Origin of the sequence: Bacillus sp. AM 13(2015), assembly GCF_001518755.1 — a bacterium.
GTDB classification, from domain to species: Bacteria; Bacillota; Bacilli; order Bacillales; family Bacillaceae; genus Bacillus; species Bacillus safensis.
This window is the reverse complement of sequence record NZ_LKCP01000082.1, coordinates 163,538-186,792: the sequence shown is the minus strand read 5'-3', so window position 1 is coordinate 186,792 and position 23,255 is coordinate 163,538. Positions and strand designations below refer to the sequence as shown.

The following is a 23,255-nucleotide window of genomic DNA, read 5'->3' as shown; positions in this document are numbered from 1 at the left end:
TCACAAAAAACTAATACAACTTCTGTTAACAAGGAATAGTTTACAACAAGAAAAATAGTCCGTCAATTGATTTAACGGCTTTATTTAAATAAATGTATTCGCTTTACTTTTTATGGTGAACTGTATCAATCTGTTTAACAAACAACCTAATCTGTACTAGTATAGAGTGTACTACTGTACTACAATAGAAAATGTTTGTTTTTGTCGAAAAATAAAAAAAGAGCTGTTTTTCAGCTCTTTTTTGACTCTTGTTCTGCTGCTTTATACAAAGCCTTTTTATGATCATTCAATTGATCTGTATATCGATTGAACTTCTTACTTTCTTTTCTGACTTTGCTATATGAACGATTGACGGTCTTCAGCTTAGACTTCAGCTCTTCATATCCTAGATCCTTTTTCTTTAAAGATTGATACAAATGCTGATCTTGTTTCAGCGCCTTTTGATACTCCTTGTATAGCTGATCATATGATGCATATCGTTTCTCGATCGATTTGACTGTTTGATCTGCTTTCTCTTTTAACTCGGCATCTTGCAATCGTGCGGCAGATTCCTTTACCGTATTCAATTCTTTTTTCGATTCATCCATGCTGTCTTTTTCTGTTTTTAAATGTTCTTCTCGTTTCGCTGCCGATGCTAATGCCTGATCAGAAAGGCTTGACACTGTTTTTGTATGGTCCTTTGTTGTTTGAATCATTTTTGTATACAGCTTCTGCTCTTTTTTCTCATAGCTTTGCAGTGTACCTTGCTCTTTTTCGAAGGAAGCTTCTTTTTCACTCATTTTCGTCATCGCATCCTGCATGTCATTGAATGGATTTTGACCTCCGCATCCTGTCAGCAAAAGGGTACATATCCCCGCTAAAGCAGCACCTGCTTTCATGCTTCTTTTCATCTGTCTCATCACAAGGTCCCCCTTTACATCTCCACATACCACTATAATTTTTATAGGCGTTTGTGACAAGAAAAGAGGTCAGTCAGATGAGACGGAGAAGATTTTTTTCAAGCAATAGGCTCATGACTATACAAATAGTGCATTCATACATAGTTTATATTACACGCTTCGCCTTCACTTATGAGAGGCCGAGTGTATTTCCAAAGGAGGTCAAAAGTATGTCTAATTATAGTCATGGAAGTATGTATGGTGGATACGGCGGTTACGGGTATGGATACGGCGGCGGCTGTTGTTACCCAAGTTATGGCGGTGGATACGGATGCGGATACGGCGGCGGACGTACATTCGCTTTAATCGTTGTGCTTTTCATCCTATTAATCATCGTTGGCGCAGCATTCTTAGGCGGCGGTGGCTGCTGCTAAGGCTGTTTAAGCCTCTGACCGGTCTCAAAGGACCGGTCTTCTTTATTTCATTGCATATGTTGTGTATCATTTTATATACTTTACATACAAAGGAAATAGGAGTGAAGTTTTGTGATTACCATGGATGATATCGTAAGGGACGGACATCCCGTCTTAAGACAAACAGCTGAAGCGGTCGAGCTCCCGCCGACAGAAGAGGAAAAACAGCAATTAGCTGACATGATCGAATTCGTCAAAAACAGTCAGGATGCTGACATTGCTGAAAAATACGGACTAAGACCCGGCGTTGGATTAGCTGCTCCGCAGATCAATATTAGTAAACGGATGATCGCAGTTCACTGTGAGGATGAAGACGGAGAAGAATACAGCTATGCTCTGTTCAACCCGCGTATTGTCAGTCATTCAGTCAAAAGAGCTTATTTAGCTACTGGTGAAGGCTGTTTATCAGTTGATGAAGCCATCCCTGGATTTGTTCCTCGATATCAAAAAATCAGGGTGAAGGCCACAACGCTTGAAGGAGAGGACATTGATATCCGTCTAAAAGGATTCCCTGCTATTGTCTTTCAGCATGAAATTGACCATTTAAATGGCATTATGTTTTATGATCATATTCAAAAGGATCAGCCATTCTCTGAGCCAGAAAACTCTGTTGCGATCGGCAGATCATAACATAAAAAAGAAGACCCCACATCTAAGGGTCTTCTTTTTTATTCTTCAATAAGGCCAAGATGGGTCACTGCATGGAATATGCCGTCCTCATCTACTGGCTTTGTCACAAAATCAGCCAATGCTTTCAGTTCACTCACAGCATTTCCCATCGCAACGCCTGTTCCAGCAAACGAAATCATTTCTCTATCGTTCAGTCCGTCTCCAAAGGCAATGGTATCCTTTTGATCGTAAGGAAGTCTTTCGATGACTCGTTTGATGCCTTCAGCTTTTGATCCGCCTTTTGGCAGAACATCTGTTGACAGCTCATGCCATCTGACAAGGTCAATCTCATTGTAGAATGCCTTATATTGCTCTTCCTCTTCTGCCTTACAAAATAACAGCATTTGAAAAATGTCGTTTTCTTTAAAGAAAGACAAATCGTGCTCAGGATGCTCTGTTTTTAAAGTACCGATTCCTTCATGGATAAACGGATGGTTCGGTACAGACGCCTTCATCGTTTCTTCTCCCATAAAAACAAGCGGATGATCATGACGATCCGCTGTCTCATAAATCCGCTCCATCAGCTCCTGCTTCAGCGGATTACCGTAAATAACATCTCCCTCATACATGACATACTGACCGTTATAAGCAATGAATGAGTCAAGCCCTAATTCTTCTAAAATGGGCTGAATCAGAAAAGGAGAACGCCCAGATGCAATAAAGAGATGATGACCTTTTTCTTTTAATAAATGAACCGCTCGCTTCGTTGACTCAGGTATATTTTTATCATGGTCATATAAAGTACCGTCGATATCAAAGAAGATGACTTTTTTATTCATATCTCGCCCTCCTGTCCTTTGTTATGTATACACACTCCCTTTCATCATACAGAAAGATTTCCGCTTTCGAAACCAAATCCTTTTGAAAACGCCTATTTTCCCACATATATCCATGTAACATTCATTGGAAACATCATATAATACAAGTATATAGAGAGAGCGGAATACGCTGTTTAAGCTTACTTTAAACCGAAAGGAGGAGGCCTGTGATGCTTCGTCGTCTGCGCAAGAAAATTCGAAGACAATGGAAGGACATGCTTCGTAAAAAATCGATTGCTTAAAGGGATCTTTCGCACATTTGCCGAAGGTCCTTTTTTCTCAGAGACTTTTCTTATGCGCGTTTTTTTAATATAATAGAATAAGCGAGTGTAACATACGGTATTTAAGGAGAGATTTGGATGATATATAAGGTATTTTTTCAGGCAAGTACTACTGAGGTACCTGTAAGAGAACACACAGATTCACTATACGTTGAAGCGGTTTCTGAAAGAGACGTACGCGATAAGTTGAAAAAACATAACTACAACATTGAATTCATTCAGCCTGTAGACGGTGCTTTTTTAGACTATGAACGAGAAAGTGAAAATTTTAAAGTATTGGAGCTATGAGAGGAATGAAATTTGTAAAAAACGATCAGGCGGCAGTTTTTGCGCTCGGCGGTTTAGGCGAGATCGGTAAAAACACGTATGGCGTTCAATTTCAAGATGAAATCATTTTAATTGATGCTGGTATTAAGTTTCCTGAAGATGAGCTTCTTGGAATTGACTACGTCATCCCTGACTATACGTACTTAGTTAAAAACGAAGATAAAATCAAAGGTCTTTTCATCACTCACGGACATGAAGATCACATCGGCGGTATCCCTTACCTTCTCAAGCAAGTGAATATTCCAGTTTACGGCGGCAAACTCGCAATCGGCCTACTTCGTAATAAATTGGAAGAGCATGGTCTCTTGAGACAAACAAAACTTCACATTTTTGAAGAAGAAGATACCATTAAATTTAGAAAAACAGCTGTGTCTTTCTTTAGAACGACACACAGTATTCCAGATTCTTATGGAATTGTCGTCAAGACACCTCCTGGGAACATCGTACATACAGGTGATTTCAAGTTTGACTTTACTCCTGTTGGCGAGCCTGCCAATTTAACCAAAATGGCTGAGATCGGAAAAGAAGGCGTACTTTGTCTTTTATCTGATAGTACAAACAGTGAAATCCCAGAATTTACGATGTCTGAAAGACGTGTAGGTGAAAGCATTGATGACATCTTTAGAAAAGTCGACGGACGTATCATCTTTGCCACGTTTGCTTCAAACATTCACAGACTTCAGCAAGTGATTGAGTCTGCTGTTGCCAACGGCAGAAAAGTCGCTGTATTTGGACGCAGTATGGAGTCTGCTATTGATATTGGACAAGATCTTGGCTATATTAAATGTCCAAAAAACACGTTTATCGAACATAATGAAATCAACCGCCTTCCAGCAAACAAAGTAACCATTCTTTGTACTGGTAGCCAGGGTGAACCGATGGCAGCTCTTTCTCGTATTGCGAACGGTACTCACCGCCAGATTTCGATTAACCCTGGAGACACTGTTGTCTTCTCATCTTCACCAATCCCAGGTAACAATATTAGCGTAAGCCGCACCATTAACCAGCTTTATCGTGCAGGCGCTGAGGTCATTCATGGCTCGCTTAATAATATTCATACATCTGGTCACGGCGGACAAGAAGAACAAAAACTGATGCTCCGTTTAATTAAACCAAAATTCTTTATGCCGATTCACGGTGAATACCGCATGCAAAAAACGCATATCAAGCTTGCGAATGACTGCGGCATCCCTGAGGAAAACTGCTTTATCATGGATAACGGTGAAGTTCTTGCACTGAAAGGCGATGAAGCAAGTGTCGCTGGCAAAATTCCATCAGGCAACGTGTATATCGACGGAAGCGGTATTGGCGATATTGGAAACATCGTTTTAAGAGACCGCCGCATTCTTTCTGAAGAGGGTCTTGTCATTGTAGTCGTCAGCATGGACATGAAAGAATTCAAAATCTCTGCTGGACCTGATTTGATCTCAAGAGGTTTTGTCTACATGAGAGAATCTGGAGACCTTATCAACGATGCACAGGATTTAATTTCAAAGCATCTTGAAAAAGTAATGGAACGTAAGACAACTCAGTGGTCTGAAATCAAGAACGAAATTACTGACACTCTTGCACCTTTCCTTTATGAAAAAACAAGACGCCGCCCAATGATCTTACCGATTATTATGGAAGTGTAATCACAAAAAAGAGACACAAGCCGCTTGGCTGTGTCTCTTTTTTTCACCATTCATTGAAAAAACCGCATATATACATATGCGGTTTCTCTTTTTTATGATTGAATTGGGAGATGCTGAAAGCTTCTGACATCAAACAAACCCTTTGTCGTCATTTTCACATCAGGAATGACTGGGAGTGCCAAGAAGGACAGCGTCAAAAATGGATTAAAATCTAAAATAAAGCCTGTTTCTTTTAACGCTTCATGGAGCGCATGAAGGCTTTCATTTACAAGATGTGCCGGCTGATCTGAAAGTAAACCAGATATCGGTAATGGCAGCGTATGAAGAGACTCGCCATTTTTGACAACAGTCAAACCGCCGCCTGCTTCTTTTAACACGTCAATGGCTTTTACGATATCAGCATCATTTGTGCCAACCGCAATTAAATTGTGAGAATCATGCGCAACCGTTGTTGCAATTGCGCCCTTTTCTAATCCAAAGCCGCTGACAACCCCTATCCCCATTTCAGATAAGCCTTGATGGCGTTCGACAAGCACCATTTTTAATACATCTCTTTCTGTATCACTAGTGAATTGTCCGTTCGTTTCTGAAGGAGAGACTTGTTCTAATTTTGTTTCTAGCTGATTCGGAATAATGCGGATCACATTCATTTTTTGATGAGCTGTGATAGGCAGTGCCAGATCTTGCTCTTGAACGTCTATAGTATGAACAGATTGTAATAATGCTGGACTCGGTACAATTTTTTCGACACCTGGCTTGTACTCTCCATGCTGCGCCACCAATTCTCCTGCAATAAATACGCTGGTGATGTCGACTTGATGAAGATCAGAGACGAGCATAAAATCAGCATCAAAGCCTGGCGCAATGGCTCCCTTTGTTTTGAGGCCAAAACACTCTGCTGCGTTTAAACTTCCCATTTGAAACGCTAAAAATGGATCCAACCCTTCTTTTATAGACATACGTACTTGTTCGTCAATACTTCCCTCTGCCATTAAATCATCTAAATGTTTATCATCGGTACAAAAGAAAAAACGTCTCGCATTCTTTTCATTCACAGCTGGTAAAACGTTTTTCACGTTTTTGGCAACAGAGCCTTCTCTTAGCATGACATACATGCCTCGTTTTACACGTTCAAGGGCTTCGCTAGCTGTTGTTACCTCATGATCTGTTTGGACACTCGCTGTGCGGTAAACGTTTATTAATCGGTCTGTTAAGCCTGCTAGATGGCCATCAATCAGTTTATGTTCGTTTTGTGCATCAAGCAGCTTTTGAAGCATATCTTCTTCTGCCTGCTCTACACCGACGTAATCCATCACCTCAGCAAGACCAAGAACCTCTTTCTCTTGATACAAAGGCTTTAAATCTTTCGCTTTTAAGACAGCACCTGATCGTTCAAAACTGACTGCCGGTACGCAGGATGGCAGCATGAAATAAATATTTAAGGCAGCTTTTCTCGCTTCTTCCAGCATAAAACGGATGCCTGAGATCCCTGACACGTTGGCAATTTCATGCGGGTCTGTTACGACAGTTGTCACACCGTGGGGGACGACAGCTTTGGAGAATTCAGCAGGGGTCACCATAGAGGACTCGATATGAACGTGGCCATCAATAAAACCGGGTACAAGCATTTGACCTGCTGCATCCAGCTCCTGTTCTCCCTCATACTCTCCAATCCCTACTATTTGTCCATTTTCAACAGCGACATCAGCGTCTATCCATTCCTGGTTAAACACGTCCATAACCTTCGCATGTTTAATCACTAGAGCTGCTTTTTTTCTCTTTGCAGCTACTTCAATTTGATGTCTGAAAAGCTCCTTATCCAACGACACTGCCTCCTCCAAGTAAACAATATAATGTTTCTTATCGTAAACGAATCTGTTTGCCCAGTCAATGACATTTAGAGAAAATCATCCAGATAAAAAGGCTGATTTTTATTTCTGAATAGTGATAATTGCACGAAAAATATGATGATTGACTTTTGCTGTTTATGCAGAACAAAACAGCCCTTTTTTAGTGTCTTCTTCTCTCCTCACTGTCCGTCCTGTGTGTACACAACAATATAAAAAAACACCCCGTTCCGGAGTGTTTAATAATCGTTCTGCATTTCTCGTTTTTCAAAGCGTCCAATATCGGCTACTGCCCCGATGACAATCAAAATATCTTCTTTTTGTATCATTTCATCTGCGAGTGGTGAAACAATCACTTCTTTTCCACGCTTTATCGCCACAATATTAATGCCATATCTCGCTCTAATATCGAGATCTAAAAGAGAATGCCCTGCAAGCCTGCTGTTGGCAACGATTTCAATGAGGCTGTACTCATCTGACAGCTCAAGATAATCTAATACGTTGTTGGAGATGATTTTATGTGCAATTCGTCTGCCCATGTCTCGCTCTGGATGAACGATGCGATCAGCCCCAATTTTATTTAGTACCTTTTCGTGATAGTCGTTTTGCGCCTTTACTGTGACCATTTTGACGCCAAGCTCTTTCAGCATAATCGTCGTTAAAATACTAGCCTGAATGTTTTCACCAATCGCAACGATGACATGATCAAAATTACGAATACCGAGATTTTTTAAAACCGATTCGTCCGTCGAATCGCCAATGACCGCATGTGATGCAATTTTCGCGTATTCGTTCACTCGATCTTCATTCATATCCATGGCCATGACTTCAAGTCCTTCTTCGCTCAGCGCTTTGCAAATACTTCCGCCAAAGCGTCCAAGACCAATGACTGCATATTCCTTTTTCATGTTCAGACTCCTTTTATCTCACTTACCATGCATTTTACTACGGTTTGATTAATGAATCCATATGCGAGCGAATTTTTTTACGGAACGCTTCACTTAAGTAAAGGTCTGCTCCTTTTTCAATTTCACTGCGGTAATGACCTGGTGGAGCAATTTCTTCGCTCTTTTGAAGAACAAGAAAGGTTAAACAGTCCTCATATATTTGGTCACCTATTTTAACATCCACAAAAGCTGGACGATATGTGCCCTCATATACGCCTTCTCGTTTGTACAAATATCGAATGGCATCAAAAGGAACCTCATATAAAACGCCCTCTGTTTCTCCGCCGTCTTCTACCATATCGGCTCTTGACCCATCAGGCCTCACCAATGTAAATCTAGTTGTAAAGCCGTTCAGAGCACCACCGCCGATGATTTGTTTAAAATAATGATCGACTTCTGCCAGTTTAAATCTTGCATCATCCATACAAGAGCCATAGGCAAAATAATAGAAGGATGCCGGCTTCTGCTGCCATAGTTTATATTCCTTCCAGCACCCGCTCTCGATTTCCTTCAGTGCTGATGCTTTCTGCATTGGTAAAGTGTATGTAATAGCCGCTACCGGCCCTCTGTCTGTCATGACATCGACCACCTGCTTGTCATACCCTTCCTCAAGTAAATCTATCTTATTCAGCGTGCTTGCGGTTACCTCGTACAATTCTCCATATACTGTGCTTTTTTCTTCTGGAACGCACGCAGGGTATCCTTGACCTGTATCATAGATTCTGCCGCTGATCCAAGCTGATTTAGCTAATGGTCTGCTTTCTTTCATATATGTCTCGTGGTGTTCTTCATGCTGCAGAAGCGTCCCATATACAAATAAAGCTTTCGCCTTCATGAAATCACGTCCTCTCGCCTTGCTGCTGTCTGCTTTTTTGACACACAGGTAAATAGATATGAAAAGTTGTACCTTTTCCCAGCTCACTGATCACATCCATTCTCCCGTGATGATCTTTTAAAATCGTTGCACAGATGGTGAGGCCAAGTCCCGTCCCTTCTGTTTTCGTGGAGAAGAAAGGATCATAGATTTTCTGAATATCATCTTCAGACATCCCTTTTCCTTCATCTTGAATGGTAATTTTCCATTCGTTCATCACTTTTTCTGTTGATATGTATATGCTGCCGCCTTCAGGCATTGCCTCAATGGCATTTTTGATTAAATTAATGAACAGCTGCTTCATTTGGTTAGCGTCTGCTAATATAGCGCCGGCATCCTGCTTTTTAAATGGCTGTTTGAGATCAATATTCGAAAGGACTGCATTGGTTTTTAGCAATGTAATGACCTGCTCTAACAGTCCATGAAGTTGAACTTCTTGAAAATGGACCGACTGCGGCTTTGCCAGCACAAGCAGTTCACTTAAAACAAAATCAATCCGTTTAATTTCGGAAAAGATAATGTCAAAATAATCGGTTCTTTCAGGATATTGAGTTTTCATCAGCTGCAAAAAGCCGTTTACTGAGGTCAGCGGATTTCTGACTTCATGGGCAATTCCAGCGGCGATTTGTCCTGCAACGGCCAGCTTTTGCGCCTGCATTTGCAATTGTTGATTTGATCTTTCAAGCTCAAGCTTTGCCAGCTTTTGTTTTGTAATATCTGCAACTGTTCCAATACCTCCAGTAAACTGGTGCTCTTCATCAAAGTAGAGCTTATAATGAACGTCTCCCCATACTTTCTTTCCCTCTTTATGAAGAAGCTGCAGCTCGATCCGCCCTGAATCTTTATGCTCTTTGATGACAGATGACAAATGCTGAATAACTCTTTCTTCTTGATCAAAGTACTGATTGTACATCGTACCTAGACATTCATCTATGTCATAGCCGGTCATTTGTTTCCATGCTTGATTTAAGAAAATGATTTGCCCTTTTTCATCTGTTTCAAAGACGATTTCCTGCAAGTTATCTGTAATTCGATTCAGCCGCTCTGTCAGTTCGTGTGCTTCTTTTTCTCTTTTATTTAGATCTGACACAAGTAAATTCAAGCGGTCTACATACCCTGAGACACCCAGATCCCTGCTAACACAACGACTGTAAAGGCTAAATCGAGCGGCCAATTAATTTGATAGCCGCCTAGATAATAAAAGAAATCCCAGCTTATGATTAAGATAAATGCAAGAACAGATAACACGATCCGCACTTGATATGTTTTGTTCAAATGATTCCACCTGCCGCCCTGAGATTCTTTGTCAATTGTACCATTTTCCACTTATTTTTTGAGGGAGATGGGGCATTTTTAAGGAACTTTTTTAAAGAAAAATAGCCTGTTCTCAGCACAAAGGAAGAGAGCAGGCTATTCCGATTACTGCTGAAGAGCTTCTTGCAGCTCTTTTAACAGCAGTTCTGCGCCTTCAGCGCTTAAAGTAATTTGACCATTTCCGTATTCATGGTTCTCTGATGTAATCTCACCAGTCATGAGACAAACGCCCTCTGGCTGATATTTTTTCAAGACGATTTTATCTCCATCTATAAAAAATTCCATACTGTCTTTAATAGCGATATCAAGTGCTCTTCTCAATTCGATTGGCATCACAATACGCCCTAGTTCATCTACTTTTCTTACGACTCCGATAGATTTCAATTTCGTTCCCTCTTTCTTTCATTAGCTCAAGATCAATCTGTTTTTCACCAATTGATATATCGTAGACGTAAGAGATTCTGAAAAGGTTTCTCCTCTATAAAAATTTTTTTCATAAAAGAAAAAACAAAGGGAAAATTTATTGTGATTGTCAAAATGATACTTGAATTTTACAGATTCATTTCAAGGTGATCACAAACCCCCACAAATGACATCAACCCTCTGAACTTTTAAATGTAAAATTGTTTAAAACAGCAAAAATAGAGATTGGGTGAAAACATGTTTCAAAATGCCGAAATTGGAATTGATTTAGGAACAGCTAACATATTGGTTTATAGTAAAAATAAGGGAATTATTTTAAATGAACCGTCCGTCGTGGCAGTCGATACAGAAACAAAGACTGTACTTGCCGTCGGATCAGAAGCAAAAGAAATGATCGGGAAAACACCTGGGAAAATTGTTGCGATCCGTCCGATGAAAGACGGTGTTATCGCTGATTATGATATGACAACAGATTTACTTAAACAAATCATGAAAAAAGCAGGAAAAAATATCGGGTTTACCTTCAGGAAGCCAACTGTCGTTGTATGTACACCTTCTGGATCAACAGCTGTTGAGCGCCGCGCCATCAGCGATGCTGTGAAAAACTGCGGAGCAAAACATGTGCATTTAATTGAAGAACCTGTTGCAGCTGCAATCGGTGCTGATCTTCCGGTAGACGAGCCTGTTGCGAACGTCGTAGTCGATATTGGCGGCGGAACAACAGAAGTTGCGATTATTTCATTTGGCGGCGTTGTTTCTTGTCATTCGATCCGAATTGGCGGCGATCAGCTGGATGAAGATATCATTACGTTTGTCAGAAAGAAATATAACCTATTAATCGGCGAACGGACTGCCGAGCAGGTGAAAATGGAAATTGGGTATGGTCTTATTGAGCATGAGCCTGAATCATTAGAAGTGCGCGGGCGCGACCTTGTAACAGGTCTGCCAAAAACGATCACACTTGTCTCTCATGAAATTCAAGGCGCCATGCGAGAATCACTTCTTCATATTTTAGAAGCGATTCGTGCCACATTAGAGGACAGCCCTCCAGAGCTAAGCGGAGATATTGTAGACCGCGGCGTCATTTTAACTGGCGGAGGCGCTCTTTTAAATGGAATTCAAGAATGGCTTTCTCAAGAGATTGTTGTTCCAGTTCATATTGCAGCTAATCCACTTGAGTCTGTTGCCATTGGAACAGGTCGTTCATTAGAAGTGATCGACAAATTGCAAAAAACTTTAAAATAATCTTCTTGTTCTACTTCTTTTTTCGTCATTTCGATCATATCGTGAGAAATGGATAAACGTGAAGGAGGAAGAACATGTTGCTTGATTTAGGTAAACGGGTCGTTGTCACAGTCATTTTAACGGGTATTATTTTAGGAGGAATGAGCCTGTCGTTTTCACATATGCCGCCTTCTAATGCACAGCCTGTGAAACAACTGAACCGCTAAAAAAGCCGCACGAAAGCGGCTTTTTTATTTTGGCTTTAGCGTGCTCCCCATTTTCCTTTTCGGTCATAAATCTGATATGATGAACATGACTAAAGGAGGGTTTTTTATGAGTTCATTTGAAAAACAACTAGATCAATATGCTAAGACCATCGTTGAAGTCGGTGTGAATGTACAAAAGGGGCAGGAAGTGGTTGTATCCGCATTTACTGAATCTGCACACCTTGTTCGTCTTGTCGCGAAACACGCGTATGAGCGCGGGGCGAAAAACGTACATATCCGCTGGAGTGATGGTGTTCTCACCCGTTTAAAATTTGAACATGCGCCACAGGATGTCTTTGAGCAATTCCCAGAATGGGAAGCACAGATGATGGAAACCATCGCAAAACGCGGCGGTGCTTTTATTACCATCCTGTCAGAAAGCCCTGACCTTCTGCGAGGCATTGATTCGAAAAAAATCGCTGCACAGCAAAAAGCTGCTGGTTCAGCACTACATACATATCGTCAATACGTTCAATCTGACAAAGTCGCTTGGACGGTCGTAGGTGCTGCATCAAAAGAATGGGCGAAAAAGATTTTCCCTGATCATACAGATGAAGAAGCTGTCACTTTATTGTGGGATCAAATCTTTAAAGTCGCACGCGCTGATCAAGCAGATCCTGTTGAGGCTTGGAAAAAGCACGATGCGTCATTAAATGAAAAGGTCAAAATACTCAATGAACGTCACTACCATAAGCTTCATTATGAAGCACCGGGCACAGACCTAACGATTGAGCTTCCAGAGCAGCATATTTGGGTAGGTGCTGGCAGCGTAAGTGAACGCGGCGTCTCCTTCATGGCCAACATGCCTACAGAAGAAGTCTTTACCGTACCGAAAAAAGACGGTGTCAATGGGACCGTCTCAAGCACTAAGCCGCTCAGCTATGCTGGAAACATCATTGATGAATTTTCATTAAGCTTTGAAAATGGCCGGATTGTGGATGTGAAAGCAAAAGAAGGCGAAGATATTTTAAAATCTCTCGTTGAAACAGATGAAGGCTCTCATTATCTAGGTGAGGTTGCCCTCGTACCAGATGATTCACCAATTTCTAATTCCAATATTCTTTATTACAATACACTTTACGATGAAAATGCATCAAATCACCTTGCGATCGGCAGCGGATATGCGTTTAATATCGAAGGCGGAAAAGAAATGAAACGAGAAGAATTAGACGCAGCGGGTGTGAACAGCAGTATTACACACGTTGATTTCATGATTGGTTCAAAGGAAATGAATATTGACGGGATTACAAAAGACGGGAAACGCGAACCGATCTTCCGAAATGGAAACTGGGCGATTTAATCAAAAAAAGACATCCATAGGATGTCTCAGATTGTTGACAAAGGGCTAAAATGATCTTGATTTTAGCCCTTTGTCTTCTTTTCAGCGTGATAGAAAACCTTTGCAGTCTAGGAAGGATGAGCACCGGAACGGAGCGAATTTGACATTCGTGAGTACCGGCGCGCAGACCTGACACCGAATGCGAGGGTTTGTCTACATGCTGAGACATCCATAGGATGTCTTTTCTTTGTTATGCGTAAAGCTCTTGAAGTCTTTTTTGGATGTCTTGATCTGATAAGAACTCATCATATGTTGTTTGTTTATCGACGATGCCATTTGGCGTCACTTCGATAATTCGGTTTGCGACTGTTTCAACAAACTGATGGTCATGAGATGAGAAGAGCATTGCTCCTTTAAAGCTCATGAGGCCGTTATTCAGCGCTGTAATGGATTCTAGGTCTAAGTGGTTCGTTGGCTCATCCAGCAGCAAAATATTCGCTCCAGACAGCATCATTTTTGATAACATACAACGAACCTTTTCTCCTCCTGATAAGACACTTGCTTTTTTCTTCACTTCTTCCCCAGAGAAAAGCATACGTCCTAAGAAACCACGCAGGAAGCTCTCACTTTGATCATTCGGAGAATATTGACGAAGCCAATCAACGAGATCAACATCGTTTCCTTCAAAATATTCACTATTGTCTTTCGGGAAAAAGGCTTGTGACGTTGTGACACCCCATTTAAATGATCCGCTGTCTGGCTCCATTTCACCAGCAAGGATCTTAAATAAAGTGGACACAGCAAGCTCATTACGGCTTAAGAACGCAATTTTATCTTCGCGGTTCATAATAAAGCTGACATTATCAAGCACTTTCACACCGTCAATTGTTTTTGATAGACCTTCTACTTGAAGGACATCATTTCCGATTTCGCGCTCTGGCGCAAAATGAACATACGGATATTTACGTGAAGACGGCTTAATGTCGTCTAAAGAGATTTTATCAAGCAATTTCTTTCTTGATGTCGCTTGCTTCGATTTAGAAGCGTTCGCACTAAACCGGGCAACGAATTCTTGAAGCTGCTTAATTTGTTCTTCTTTTTTCTTATTTGCTTCTTGGCTTAGTTTCAGCGCTAACTGGCTGGACTCATACCAAAAGTCATAGTTACCGACGTATACTTGGATTTTTCCGAAATCAAGGTCCGCAATATGTGTACATACTTTGTTTAAGAAATGACGATCATGCGAAACAACGATGACGGTATTTTCAAAGTTAATGAGGAACTCTTCGAGCCACTGGATTGCTTGTAAGTCCAAGTGGTTCGTCGGCTCATCGAGAAGAAGAACGTCAGGCTTGCCAAATAAAGCTTGAGCTAAAAGTACTTTTACCTTTTCAGAACCGCCAAGCTCAGACATTTTCTTCGATTGAAGGCTTTCTGGAATGCCAAGACCCTTTAATAGGATCGCTGCTTCACTTTCAGCTTCCCATCCGTTTAATTCAGCAAACTCACCTTCAAGCTCGGCTGCACGAATCCCGTCTTCATCTGAGAAATCAGGTTTCATATAGATCGCATCTTTCTCCTGCATCACGTCATATAAACGTTTGTGACCCATGATGACGACTTTCAGCACTTCAAACTCTTCGTATTCAAAGTGGTTCTGTTTTAAAATCGCTAAACGCTCACCAGGGCTCATATGAACATCACCCGTTTGAGCCTCAATTTCTCCGGAAAGAATCTTTAGGAACGTTGATTTACCAGCTCCATTGGCACCAATTAATCCGTAGCAGTTGCCAGGAGTGAATTTAATATTTACTTCTTCAAATAGTTTACGATCAGCAAAGCGCAAACTAACATTATTTACTGCAATCATTTATTAATCCTCCATCACTCATTCATCATTATGAAGTATAACATGAATAACGTTTGATAGAAACGTCTCTCGCTAAGAACGAAGGCTTTTTGTCCATTATGGTATAATAAACGGGAATGATTGATTGAAGGAGTTCGGGCGATTTGAGATTACTCACACTGATGGAATACTGTTTATTGATTTTCTTTATGGGCATTTATTTATCTGCAACAGGCTTTAATGCGAAGGACTTTGGCCTTTATATTGGGCTTGTCCTCATTTACACACTGGTCCACATCTTTTCCAAACGCTTTTTACAAAAGCGTGGAAAAGAAAACCAAAAAATCGGATTGTTTCGATCCGTTTTAGCCATTACCGGATCTGTGTTCGCTTCGGTACTAGCCATTGTGATCATTGTTACAGTGCTCACGCCAAATTAAAAAACGACCCTTCTGTAAGGGTCGCTCGTTCAAGCACCTTTCTCTTGCCTCTGAGAAGGTGCTTTTATTTTGTCTGTCGAATGTCGCCAAACGGGAAGAAAACAAATTCTGATGTCCCGACAACCCGATCCTTTTCAATGAGGCCAAGTCCATTTCTGCTGTCCATGGAATTGAGTCTGTTGTCCCCCATCACAAAGTAATCGTTTTTCGGTACTTTCACTGGACCAAAATCTCCAGTTAAATGCACTTCATACTCTTTCGCATGCGCCTTGTTCTCTTTTAAATAAGGCTCATCTACTTTTTTACCATTAATGTAAAGCGTATCATCCTTCATTTCAATCGTATCACCTGGAAGGCCGATCAATCGTTTGACATAATGAATCTTCTGTCCATCTTTTCCATTAATAATCACGATGTCACCGCGTTTCACACCACCGAGATAGTTAATGGTTTTGTTGACAAACAGCTTTTCCCCGTCATGAAGTGTCGGTTCCATTGACTCTCCTTCCACCACATACGGTTCAAATATAAATGTACGGATGAGCAAGACGAGCGCAAGTGCAATTAAAATGGCTTTGATCCATTCAAACAGTGAACTTTTCTTCTCTGTTTTGGCTTGCTTCGCATCAGATTGAATTTCATTTTCGTTTTGTTTGTTTTCTTCGTTCAAAATACTGCTTCCTCCTAAGACTTTCTGCTAAAAGACTTGAAACGTGAATTGAATAACTTTACTTTATCATATGTCATTTAAAAATTCACAAGACAACCATCTAATTAGATATTTTTTCCTAATTCACTGATGATTAAACAAAAAGAAGCACCGTTTTTCACGATGCTTCTCTTCTGCATTACGCTTCTTGTTGAACCGGTTTTTTCAAAATACCCAGTAAAATCGCTGTCACAACGGCACCGATTAAGATGCTGATGATGTAAAGAACTGGATGATTTGTTACCCAGAAAACAAATAGTCCGCCATGCGGTGCAGGAAGCGTCACTCTAAAGAATTCCGTTAATCCACCAGCAACTGCTGCACCAATAACAGCTGAAGGAATCACACGAAGAGGATCTGCCGCCGCAAATGGGATCGCCCCTTCAGTGATGAAGGCTGCTCCCATGAAGTAGCATGTAACCCCTGCTTCACGGTCACGTTTTGAGAACTTATTTCTAAAGATCGTTGTTGCAAGTGCAATACCTAGTGGTGGAACCATTCCGCCTGCCATAATTGCAGCATGCGGTGCATAGTTGCCAGCAGCAATCATTGCAAGACCAAATGTGTAAGCCGCTTTGTTAATTGGGCCACCCATATCAATTGCCATCATACCAGCTAAAATAATCCCCATTAAAACAAGGTTTCCAGTACCTAATGATTCAAGCCAATGTGTTAATCCGTCCATCACCATTTTCACTGGTGTGTTGACAATATAATGCATGATAATGCCTGTAAAGAAAATACCGAACAATGGATACAGCAGAACCGGTTTAATCCCGTCGAGTGTCTGCGGTACGAATGTGAATACTTTTTTGAGCAGTACAACAATGTAACCTGCTAGGAAACCAGCAATCAGTCCACCTAAGAACCCTGCACCTGCTGCTGACGCCATAAATCCACCGACCATACCTGGCGCAAAACCTGGACGATCTGCAATACTCATGGCAATAAATCCAGCTAATACCGCAACGATTAAGGCAAGCGCATTATCGCCGCCAATTCCTTTTAAGACAGCTGCAAATGAATTAAATGAAGGGTCCTTAGGATCTGCTGAGTTAATTCCCCAGAAGAATGAAATCGCAACTAATATACCGCCTCCGACAACAAATGGAAGCATGTTACTTACACCACTCATTAAGTGCTTGTAAAATCCGCTTCTTCCTTTGCCAGATGATTCAGTTTCGTCTTTAGAAGAACTGCCGCCTGAACCTTTATAAATCGGCGCATCTTGATTGATGGCTTTTTCAATTAATTCCTGCGGACGGCGAATACCAGCTGTTACAGGGACTTCAATGACATGTTTGCCTTTAAAGCGTTCCATTTCAACTTGCTTGTCCGCTGCCACAATGATGGCTGGTGCTTCTTCAATTTCTTTTGCTGTAAGGGCATGTTTAATACCGCCAGAGCCGTTTGTTTCAACTTTAATGTCAACGCCCATTTCTTTTGCTTTTTCTTTCAAAGCATCTGCTGCCATAAATGTATGTGCAATGCCGGTTGGGCAAGCTGTTACCGCTAAAATTTTAGCAGGTTTTCCTTCTGCAGCTGGCTCTTCTTGAACTTCCTCTTCTTCTTCATCATCTTGATCATGTGTATTGATGATCTCAATGATTTCATCTTCAGTCGCCGCTTCAAGAAGCTGCTTTCGAATTTCTTCACGCATAAGAAGTGTAGATAAACGAGAAAGCGCCTCTAAGTGCGTGTTGTTTGCGCCTTCAGTTGCGGCAATCATAAAGACAAGATGACTCGGCTGGGCGTCTAGTGATTCATACTCTACACCAGCAGTTGAGCGGCCAAATGCAATGGCAGGCTCTTTTACACTTGCTGTTTTAGCGTGCGGGATGGCAATTCCTTCACCAATACCAGTAGAGCTCTGTTTTTCACGATTAATCACAGCTTCTTTATAGCCCTCTTTATCATTTAACTTGCCTGCTGTATCTAAAACAGTGACAAGCTCTTCAATGACTGCTTCTTTCTGCTGGCTGTCTAATTGAAGCTTAATGGTATGCTTCGTGAGTAGTTCTGTAATTTTCATGATGACTCCTCCTTTAAATGCGTGTGACTTTTACTTGTGGTAATAGTGTGTCGACAAGCTCTTTTGTGCCAAGCTCCTCAGAAAAGGCTGTAGCGCTTCCTGAAGTGACACCAAGCTTAAATGACTCTTCAATTGAAAGGCCTTTTGAAACGCCGGCTAAAAACCCTGCAACGACTGAATCCCCTGCTCCAACTGAATTAACGAGCGTTCCTTTTGGAACATTGGACTGATAGATTCCTTCTTTACTGAATAAGAGGGCGCCATCACCAGCCATGGAGACGATGACATGCTCAGCACCTTGTTCTAACAGCTTTTTCCCATAAGGAATGGCTTCTGCTGCTGATGAAATACTCGTCTCAAACATTTCACCCAGTTCATGATGATTTGGCTTCATTAAGAACGGTTTCATGTCTGCTGCTTTTTTTAACGCTTCGCCAGAAATATCAAGAACAACTCTTACACCTTGCTCCTGGCAAACTTCAGCAATACGCTCATATGTGTTATGAGGTAATGATGAAGGAATGCTGCCAGCTAAAACAACGACATCTCCTTCAGTCAATGAAGAAAATTGAGATAGAAACGACTCAAATTGCGCTTCAGTAATAGATGGGCCGAGTCCGTTGATTTCTGTCTCTTCACCTGTTTTTAGTTTTACATTGATCCTTGTATCTTCTGACACCTCGTGAAAGGCTGTTTGTAATTGTTCGTTCTGTAAAAAATTTTGAATATATTTGCCTGTAAATCCACCAATGAATCCAAGTGCTTTCGATTCAACACCATGACGTTTTAATAGCCTTGAGACATTGATTCCTTTACCACCTGGATATTTTTGATCATAGGTTGAACGATTTAAACCGCCGACTGCAAAATCCTCCACGTGTACGATGTAATCAACTGATGGGTTTAAAGTAACTGTATAAATCATGTTTTCACTACCTTTATAACCGTTTTTTCATGGTAATTATCGAATGAATCTTCTTTTGCGTCGTTTGTGATAATGGTGGCTTCCTGTAAACTAGCAAAGGTTGAAAACGATATTTCGCCAAACTTTGAGGCATCTGATAAGATATAGGTTTTTTTCGCCTGTTTCATGGCTCTTTTTTTCATGAGTGCTTCCTCTGGATCAGGTGTTGTAAAACCCGCCTCGGGATGAATGCCGTTTGTCCCAACAAAGCTTTTGTCAAAACGATAATTTTCCATCGCTGTTAAAGCTGCGGCTCCAACCATGGCTCCTGTTCGATGTTTCACTGATCCGCCTATCAAGTAAAAGGTAATGCCTTTTCTCATGAGGGCTTCAATGTGCATCACACCGTTTGTCACCACGACAATATCTTGATCTGGATCGATATATTCAATCATTTGCTGTGTGGTTGTACCAGCATCTAAATAAATACAGTCGCCCTGTTTTAAAAGAGATGCCGCCGCCTCTGCTACCAATGACTTTTCTTGAAGGTTTTTGGCAGATTTCTCAAATACATCTGGTTCAAGGCGAATACTCGAAATCTTGGCTGCTCCTCCATGAACCCTTTTAAGAAATCCTTTTTCTTCAAGGGCTGATAAATCTCTTCTAATTGTAGATTCAGACGCATCCGTCATCATCGTTAAGTCCTGTATTTTAATGACATCATTTTCTTCCAAGCTGTCGATTATGAGTTGATGTCTTTCCGGTGTTAACATGCGAACACCCCTTTTGAAAACGTATTCATTTTGCGCGCACCTTTATTGTAATCGCTTTTTTCAACATTATCAATACAAAACAATCAAATACATTCAATAACTATCAAAATCTTTCACCATGGTCATCTTACCTTTATATGTACCATTTGTAAACTGAAAAATATGTGACAATAAGATGAAGTCATGATATTAGCATTTCTATCATTTTTTATTTCATTCAATGGAACTAAAAAAAGCTTTTATGCGATTTGCATAAAAGCTTTTGATGGGTAATGAAGGCGAATGTAAACTGTTTGTATGCTTTTTTCCTCTCCGCATTATTCATACCTGAGCGATTCAATAGGGTCTAGTCTCGCTGCTTTATTCGCAGGAATTAACCCAAAAACAATACCAATGAGCATACTAAACAGTACGCCTCCACATACTACTTGCCAAGATACAAGAGACGGCCAGCCGGCAAATAGTGATACTAACGAAGCTCCGCCTAAACCAAGTGCAATCCCCATCAACCCGCCAATCAGTGTTAAAACGACAGACTCAATTAAAAACTGGACGAGGATTTGAGCCCTTGTTGCTCCCATCGCCTTTCGAATACCGATTTCTCTTGTCCTCTCTGTCACAGAAACGAGCATAATATTCATCACACCGATTCCGCCCACAAGTAAAGAGATCCCGGCTATTGAGCCAATGATCGTTGTCATAACGGATGTTATTTGACCAATCCCTTCTGCGATTTCTTCCATATTGATCATTTCGTAAGCATCTTCTGTCTGATGATTTTCATTTAATATGGCAGCCGCGCTCTTTCCTACTTCCTTCATTTGATCAGCATGTGCGACTTGAATAGACAACTTATCATATTCACTCATACCAAATGTGGAGGTGAGCATCGCAAATGGGACATAGATTTCATTCATATCAAATGAAAACATCCCTTTTTGTTTTGCTAACACACCGATGACTTCAACTGGCTGTCCGTTCATCCAAATCAGTTCGCCTAATGCCTTTTGTCCGTTGAATAGTTCTTTTTGTAAGCCATCTGAGATAAGAGCAGCTCTTCTGCCGCTTCTAAAATCAATATCTCTTAAATCCTGTCCTTCTGCGATTTGTAATGAATGTACATTTGTATACCCTTCATTTATACCGTTAACTGTCGCATCAACTGTCGTATCTTGAAACCTCAGCTGCATTCCTTGTGCAGTCGAGGAGGCGACCTGCTTCACCCCGTTGATTGTCCGAATGCTTTTTATGTCTTCCTCAGTAAATGCGGCTTCGAATAAGGCATTTGGATTTGCATTTAATTCTTCGTCAGAAGGCGTATATGTCATATCAATGGTATTGTTTGGACCTGAAATTGATCCTTTTAACATTTGCTCACCGCCTTGACCGATCGCCACGACTGCAATGACTGATCCAACACCAATAATAATCCCAAGCATCGTTAAAATAGAACGTAATTTATGAGCTAAAACCGAATTCAGCGCTATTTTGATATTTTCAAAGAGTTTCATTCATAGCGTCCCCTTGTATCCATCTATCTTCAACAAGCCGTCCATCTCTCACAACGACAGTCCGATTTGTATACGCAGCAATTTCTTCTTCATGGGTGACAAGCACAATCGTTGTCCCTTCCTCATTCAGCTGTGTAAACTGTTCCATAATTGAGATGCTTGTTTTTGAGTCGAGAGCACCAGTCGGTTCATCTGCTAAAATCAGCTGAGGCTTATTGACAATCGCTCGTGCAATTGCCACCCTTTGCTTTTGTCCTCCTGACAACTCACTTGGCATATGTTTCATTCGATCTGCCAAACCAACCTTCTCAAGTGCCAATTCCGCACGTTCTTTTCTTTCCTTTTGACTGATCCCAGCGTAAATCATCGGCAGTTCCACATTGCGCCTCGCATTTAACCTTGGCAGCAGATGAAATTGCTGAAAAACAAATCCAATGGATTGATTTCGAATGACCGCAAGCTCCTGATCCTTTGCTGCTGACAGCTCTGTACCTTGAAAATGATATTGTCCTCTCGTTGGGCGGTCTAAACAGCCAATAATATTCATTAACGTTGACTTTCCAGAGCCGGACGGGCCCATAATGGACATATACTCGCCTTTTTCAATGACAAGATTCATATCACTTAATACATCAAATGTTTCGTGTGCGACCTCATAGCTTTTTGTCACGTTGGAAAGCTGAATCATTCAGCATTCACTTCCATTCCGTCATACATGTCATCTGTTGGATGAGCAATGATTTGATCCTCTGCCTTGACACCTTTTGTCACTTCAAGATCATGACCTGACGTTTCCCCTATGACCACTTTTACTTTTTTCAGTTCATTTTTTCGAACAACATAAACGTATTGTCCATCAGTCTCTTTTTTTACCGCTGTTTCAGGAATTGTTTGCGCTTGGCGCTTATCTGTTTGAATTTCCATGATCATTTTAAAACCAGGCTTCGCCTCAGGTTTCTTTCCCTTTATTTCTACTTCAACAGGATATTGAACCGTTTGGTCGCTCGAAGTTGTTTCGGCTGCTGTCTGGACAGGAACAGCGCCTACTTTTTTCACGACTCCTTGCCAGCTCTTCCCGCGAATGACATCAGACGTTACCTTCACTTTTTGTTTCTTTTTGATTTTTATGGCATCATACTCTGAGATCAAACCCCGCACGATCATTTTTTTCTCATGACCAATATGGATGATCGGCTGCCTTTCTTCCGGCCCCCCTGCCCCGGTCTCTTGCTCAATGGAAATCACTGTTCCATCAATTTTACTATGTACGGTTAAGTCTTCTATTTGCGCCTTTACTTTTTCTTGGCTGATCTCTGCTTGCTTTTGTTCTAATTCAGCCGCTTTCAGTTCTAATTGAAGCTGATCTCGCTCGCTTTTGATATTAGCGCCTGCTTTTTTCTCATCTAATTCACTCAGCCGATTTTGCAATTGTTCCAGTTTTAATGTACTTGATTCAACGACTAGTGCTTGCTGCTGCTCCTCAAGCTCCAGTTCCTTATTTTCATATGTAAGAAGCGGCGTTCCAGCCTTTACCTTTTCCCCTTCTTTCACAGCAATTCCCTTCAATTTCCCCTTTTCCTCTTCTTCATAGATGAACTGCTCTTCAGAGAATGAAAGTGTCCCCGGTGTCATCACGGTAGATGTGATTTCTTTTGGCGTGAGTTTGACTGTTTTAATCGCTGCTGTAGAAACAGGCTTTGCTTGGTTTTTCGCAATATTAAATCCAATAAATAGTCCAATCACAATAATTAAAATAGATCCGATGATGATTTTCTTTCTCATA

At 41.1% G+C, this 23,255-nt stretch carries 22 protein-coding genes and 1 pseudogene; 8 read left to right on the top strand and 15 right to left on the bottom strand.

Annotation, left to right across the window (positions count from 1 at the left end; all coding sequences use genetic code 11):
• Positions 1-230 precede the first annotated feature (230 nt).
• Positions 231-899, bottom strand: a complete 669-nt coding sequence (locus AOQ70_RS14575) for a YkyA family protein (protein ID WP_059377015.1) — start codon at positions 897-899, stop codon at positions 231-233.
• Positions 900-1,132: 233 nt separating this feature from the next.
• On the opposite strand from AOQ70_RS14575, the gene AOQ70_RS14570 reads away from it, so the two are divergent.
• The gene (locus AOQ70_RS14570) at positions 1,133-1,312 is read left to right on the top strand and encodes a YjcZ family sporulation protein (RefSeq protein ID WP_026050085.1); all 180 of its coding nucleotides are present in this window, start codon (positions 1,133-1,135) and stop codon (positions 1,310-1,312) included.
• Positions 1,313-1,423: 111 nt separating this feature from the next.
• Complete coding sequence (def, locus tag AOQ70_RS14565; RefSeq protein WP_059377012.1) at positions 1,424-1,981, top strand: peptide deformylase; 558 nt, start codon at positions 1,424-1,426, stop codon at positions 1,979-1,981.
• Between the two features lie 38 nt (positions 1,982-2,019).
• On the opposite strand, the gene AOQ70_RS14560 is transcribed toward def, so the two are convergent.
• The gene (locus AOQ70_RS14560; RefSeq protein WP_059377010.1) at positions 2,020-2,799 is read right to left on the bottom strand and encodes a Cof-type HAD-IIB family hydrolase; all 780 of its coding nucleotides are present in this window, start codon (positions 2,797-2,799) and stop codon (positions 2,020-2,022) included.
• Positions 2,800-3,197: 398 nt separating this feature from the next.
• Between AOQ70_RS14560 and AOQ70_RS14555 the strand changes: the two genes are divergently transcribed.
• Both AOQ70_RS14555 and rnjA read left to right on the top strand, forming a co-directional pair.
• Positions 3,198-3,407 (top strand): DNA-dependent RNA polymerase subunit epsilon, encoded by a 210-nt coding sequence (locus tag AOQ70_RS14555; RefSeq protein WP_008345114.1) that lies wholly within the window; start codon positions 3,198-3,200, stop codon positions 3,405-3,407.
• Between the two features lie 5 nt (positions 3,408-3,412).
• Positions 3,413-5,080 (top strand): ribonuclease J1, encoded by a 1,668-nt coding sequence (rnjA, locus tag AOQ70_RS14550; RefSeq protein ID WP_012009818.1) that lies wholly within the window; start codon positions 3,413-3,415, stop codon positions 5,078-5,080.
• A 92-nt stretch (positions 5,081-5,172) separates the two neighbouring features.
• Here the strand turns inward: rnjA and ade are convergent, their stop codons facing one another.
• From ade to AOQ70_RS14525, 5 genes and pseudogenes are all read right to left on the bottom strand, one after another.
• The gene (gene ade, locus AOQ70_RS14545; protein WP_059377008.1) at positions 5,173-6,903 is read right to left on the bottom strand and encodes an adenine deaminase; all 1,731 of its coding nucleotides are present in this window, start codon (positions 6,901-6,903) and stop codon (positions 5,173-5,175) included.
• Positions 6,904-7,166: 263 nt separating this feature from the next.
• Positions 7,167-7,835, bottom strand: coding sequence for a potassium channel family protein (locus tag AOQ70_RS14540; RefSeq protein WP_008345123.1), 669 nt, complete (start codon positions 7,833-7,835; stop codon positions 7,167-7,169).
• A 37-nt stretch (positions 7,836-7,872) separates the two neighbouring features.
• Positions 7,873-8,709 (bottom strand): gamma-glutamylcyclotransferase, encoded by an 837-nt coding sequence (locus tag AOQ70_RS14535; protein WP_059377004.1) that lies wholly within the window; start codon positions 8,707-8,709, stop codon positions 7,873-7,875.
• 4 nt (positions 8,710-8,713) lie between these two features.
• A pseudogene (locus AOQ70_RS14530) lies at positions 8,714-10,023 on the bottom strand (ATP-binding protein).
• A 144-nt stretch (positions 10,024-10,167) separates the two neighbouring features.
• Positions 10,168-10,446, bottom strand: coding sequence for an AbrB/MazE/SpoVT family DNA-binding domain-containing protein (locus AOQ70_RS14525; protein WP_017359400.1), 279 nt, complete (start codon positions 10,444-10,446; stop codon positions 10,168-10,170).
• 276 nt (positions 10,447-10,722) lie between these two features.
• Here AOQ70_RS14525 and mreBH point away from each other — a divergent pair, with 276 nt between their 5' ends.
• From mreBH to AOQ70_RS14515, 3 genes are all read left to right on the top strand, one after another.
• Positions 10,723-11,730, top strand: a complete 1,008-nt coding sequence (gene mreBH, locus AOQ70_RS14520; protein WP_024424745.1) for a rod-share determining protein MreBH — start codon at positions 10,723-10,725, stop codon at positions 11,728-11,730.
• 74 nt (positions 11,731-11,804) lie between these two features.
• On the top strand, positions 11,805-11,936 hold the full coding sequence (locus AOQ70_RS19800; RefSeq protein ID WP_003210922.1) for a protein YkpC: 132 nt from the start codon (positions 11,805-11,807) through the stop codon (positions 11,934-11,936).
• Between the two features lie 106 nt (positions 11,937-12,042).
• Positions 12,043-13,275 carry an aminopeptidase gene (locus AOQ70_RS14515; RefSeq protein ID WP_059377002.1) on the top strand — a complete coding sequence of 411 codons (1,233 nt, stop codon included), beginning with the start codon at positions 12,043-12,045 and terminating at the stop codon, positions 13,273-13,275.
• A 229-nt stretch (positions 13,276-13,504) separates the two neighbouring features.
• Here the strand turns inward: AOQ70_RS14515 and AOQ70_RS14510 are convergent, their stop codons facing one another.
• Entirely contained in the window at positions 13,505-15,124 is a 1,620-nt protein-coding gene (locus AOQ70_RS14510; protein ID WP_039178203.1) for an ABC-F family ATP-binding cassette domain-containing protein, read from the bottom strand.
• Positions 15,125-15,267: 143 nt separating this feature from the next.
• Here AOQ70_RS14510 and AOQ70_RS14505 point away from each other — a divergent pair, with 143 nt between their 5' ends.
• Positions 15,268-15,543: a hypothetical protein gene (locus AOQ70_RS14505; RefSeq protein WP_041084975.1), complete on the top strand. Its 276-nt coding sequence runs from the start codon at positions 15,268-15,270 to the stop codon at positions 15,541-15,543.
• A gap of 64 nt (positions 15,544-15,607) precedes the next feature.
• Here the strand turns inward: AOQ70_RS14505 and lepB are convergent, their stop codons facing one another.
• From lepB to AOQ70_RS14470, 7 genes are all read right to left on the bottom strand, one after another.
• A complete protein-coding gene (gene lepB / locus AOQ70_RS14500; RefSeq protein ID WP_029706712.1) occupies positions 15,608-16,180 on the bottom strand; it encodes a signal peptidase I in 573 nt (190 codons plus the stop codon).
• 211 nt (positions 16,181-16,391) lie between these two features.
• Positions 16,392-18,284 (bottom strand): PTS fructose transporter subunit IIABC, encoded by a 1,893-nt coding sequence (locus AOQ70_RS14495; protein ID WP_059377000.1) that lies wholly within the window; start codon positions 18,282-18,284, stop codon positions 16,392-16,394.
• A 13-nt stretch (positions 18,285-18,297) separates the two neighbouring features.
• Positions 18,298-19,209, bottom strand: a complete 912-nt coding sequence (gene pfkB, locus AOQ70_RS14490) for a 1-phosphofructokinase (protein WP_059376998.1) — start codon at positions 19,207-19,209, stop codon at positions 18,298-18,300.
• Positions 19,206-19,961: a DeoR/GlpR family DNA-binding transcription regulator gene (locus AOQ70_RS14485; protein WP_039178192.1), complete on the bottom strand. Its 756-nt coding sequence runs from the start codon at positions 19,959-19,961 to the stop codon at positions 19,206-19,208. Before AOQ70_RS14485 ends, pfkB begins: the two co-directional genes overlap by 4 nt.
• 317 nt (positions 19,962-20,278) lie before the next feature.
• Entirely contained in the window at positions 20,279-21,472 is a 1,194-nt protein-coding gene (locus AOQ70_RS14480; RefSeq protein WP_059376994.1) for an ABC transporter permease, read from the bottom strand.
• On the bottom strand, positions 21,459-22,160 hold the full coding sequence (locus AOQ70_RS14475) for an ABC transporter ATP-binding protein (RefSeq protein ID WP_047203695.1): 702 nt from the start codon (positions 22,158-22,160) through the stop codon (positions 21,459-21,461). The genes AOQ70_RS14480 and AOQ70_RS14475 overlap by 14 nt, the downstream gene beginning before the upstream one ends.
• A complete protein-coding gene (locus tag AOQ70_RS14470; protein ID WP_059376992.1) occupies positions 22,157-23,254 on the bottom strand; it encodes an efflux RND transporter periplasmic adaptor subunit in 1,098 nt (365 codons plus the stop codon). Before AOQ70_RS14470 ends, AOQ70_RS14475 begins: the two co-directional genes overlap by 4 nt.
• Position 23,255: the final 1 nt, after the last annotated feature.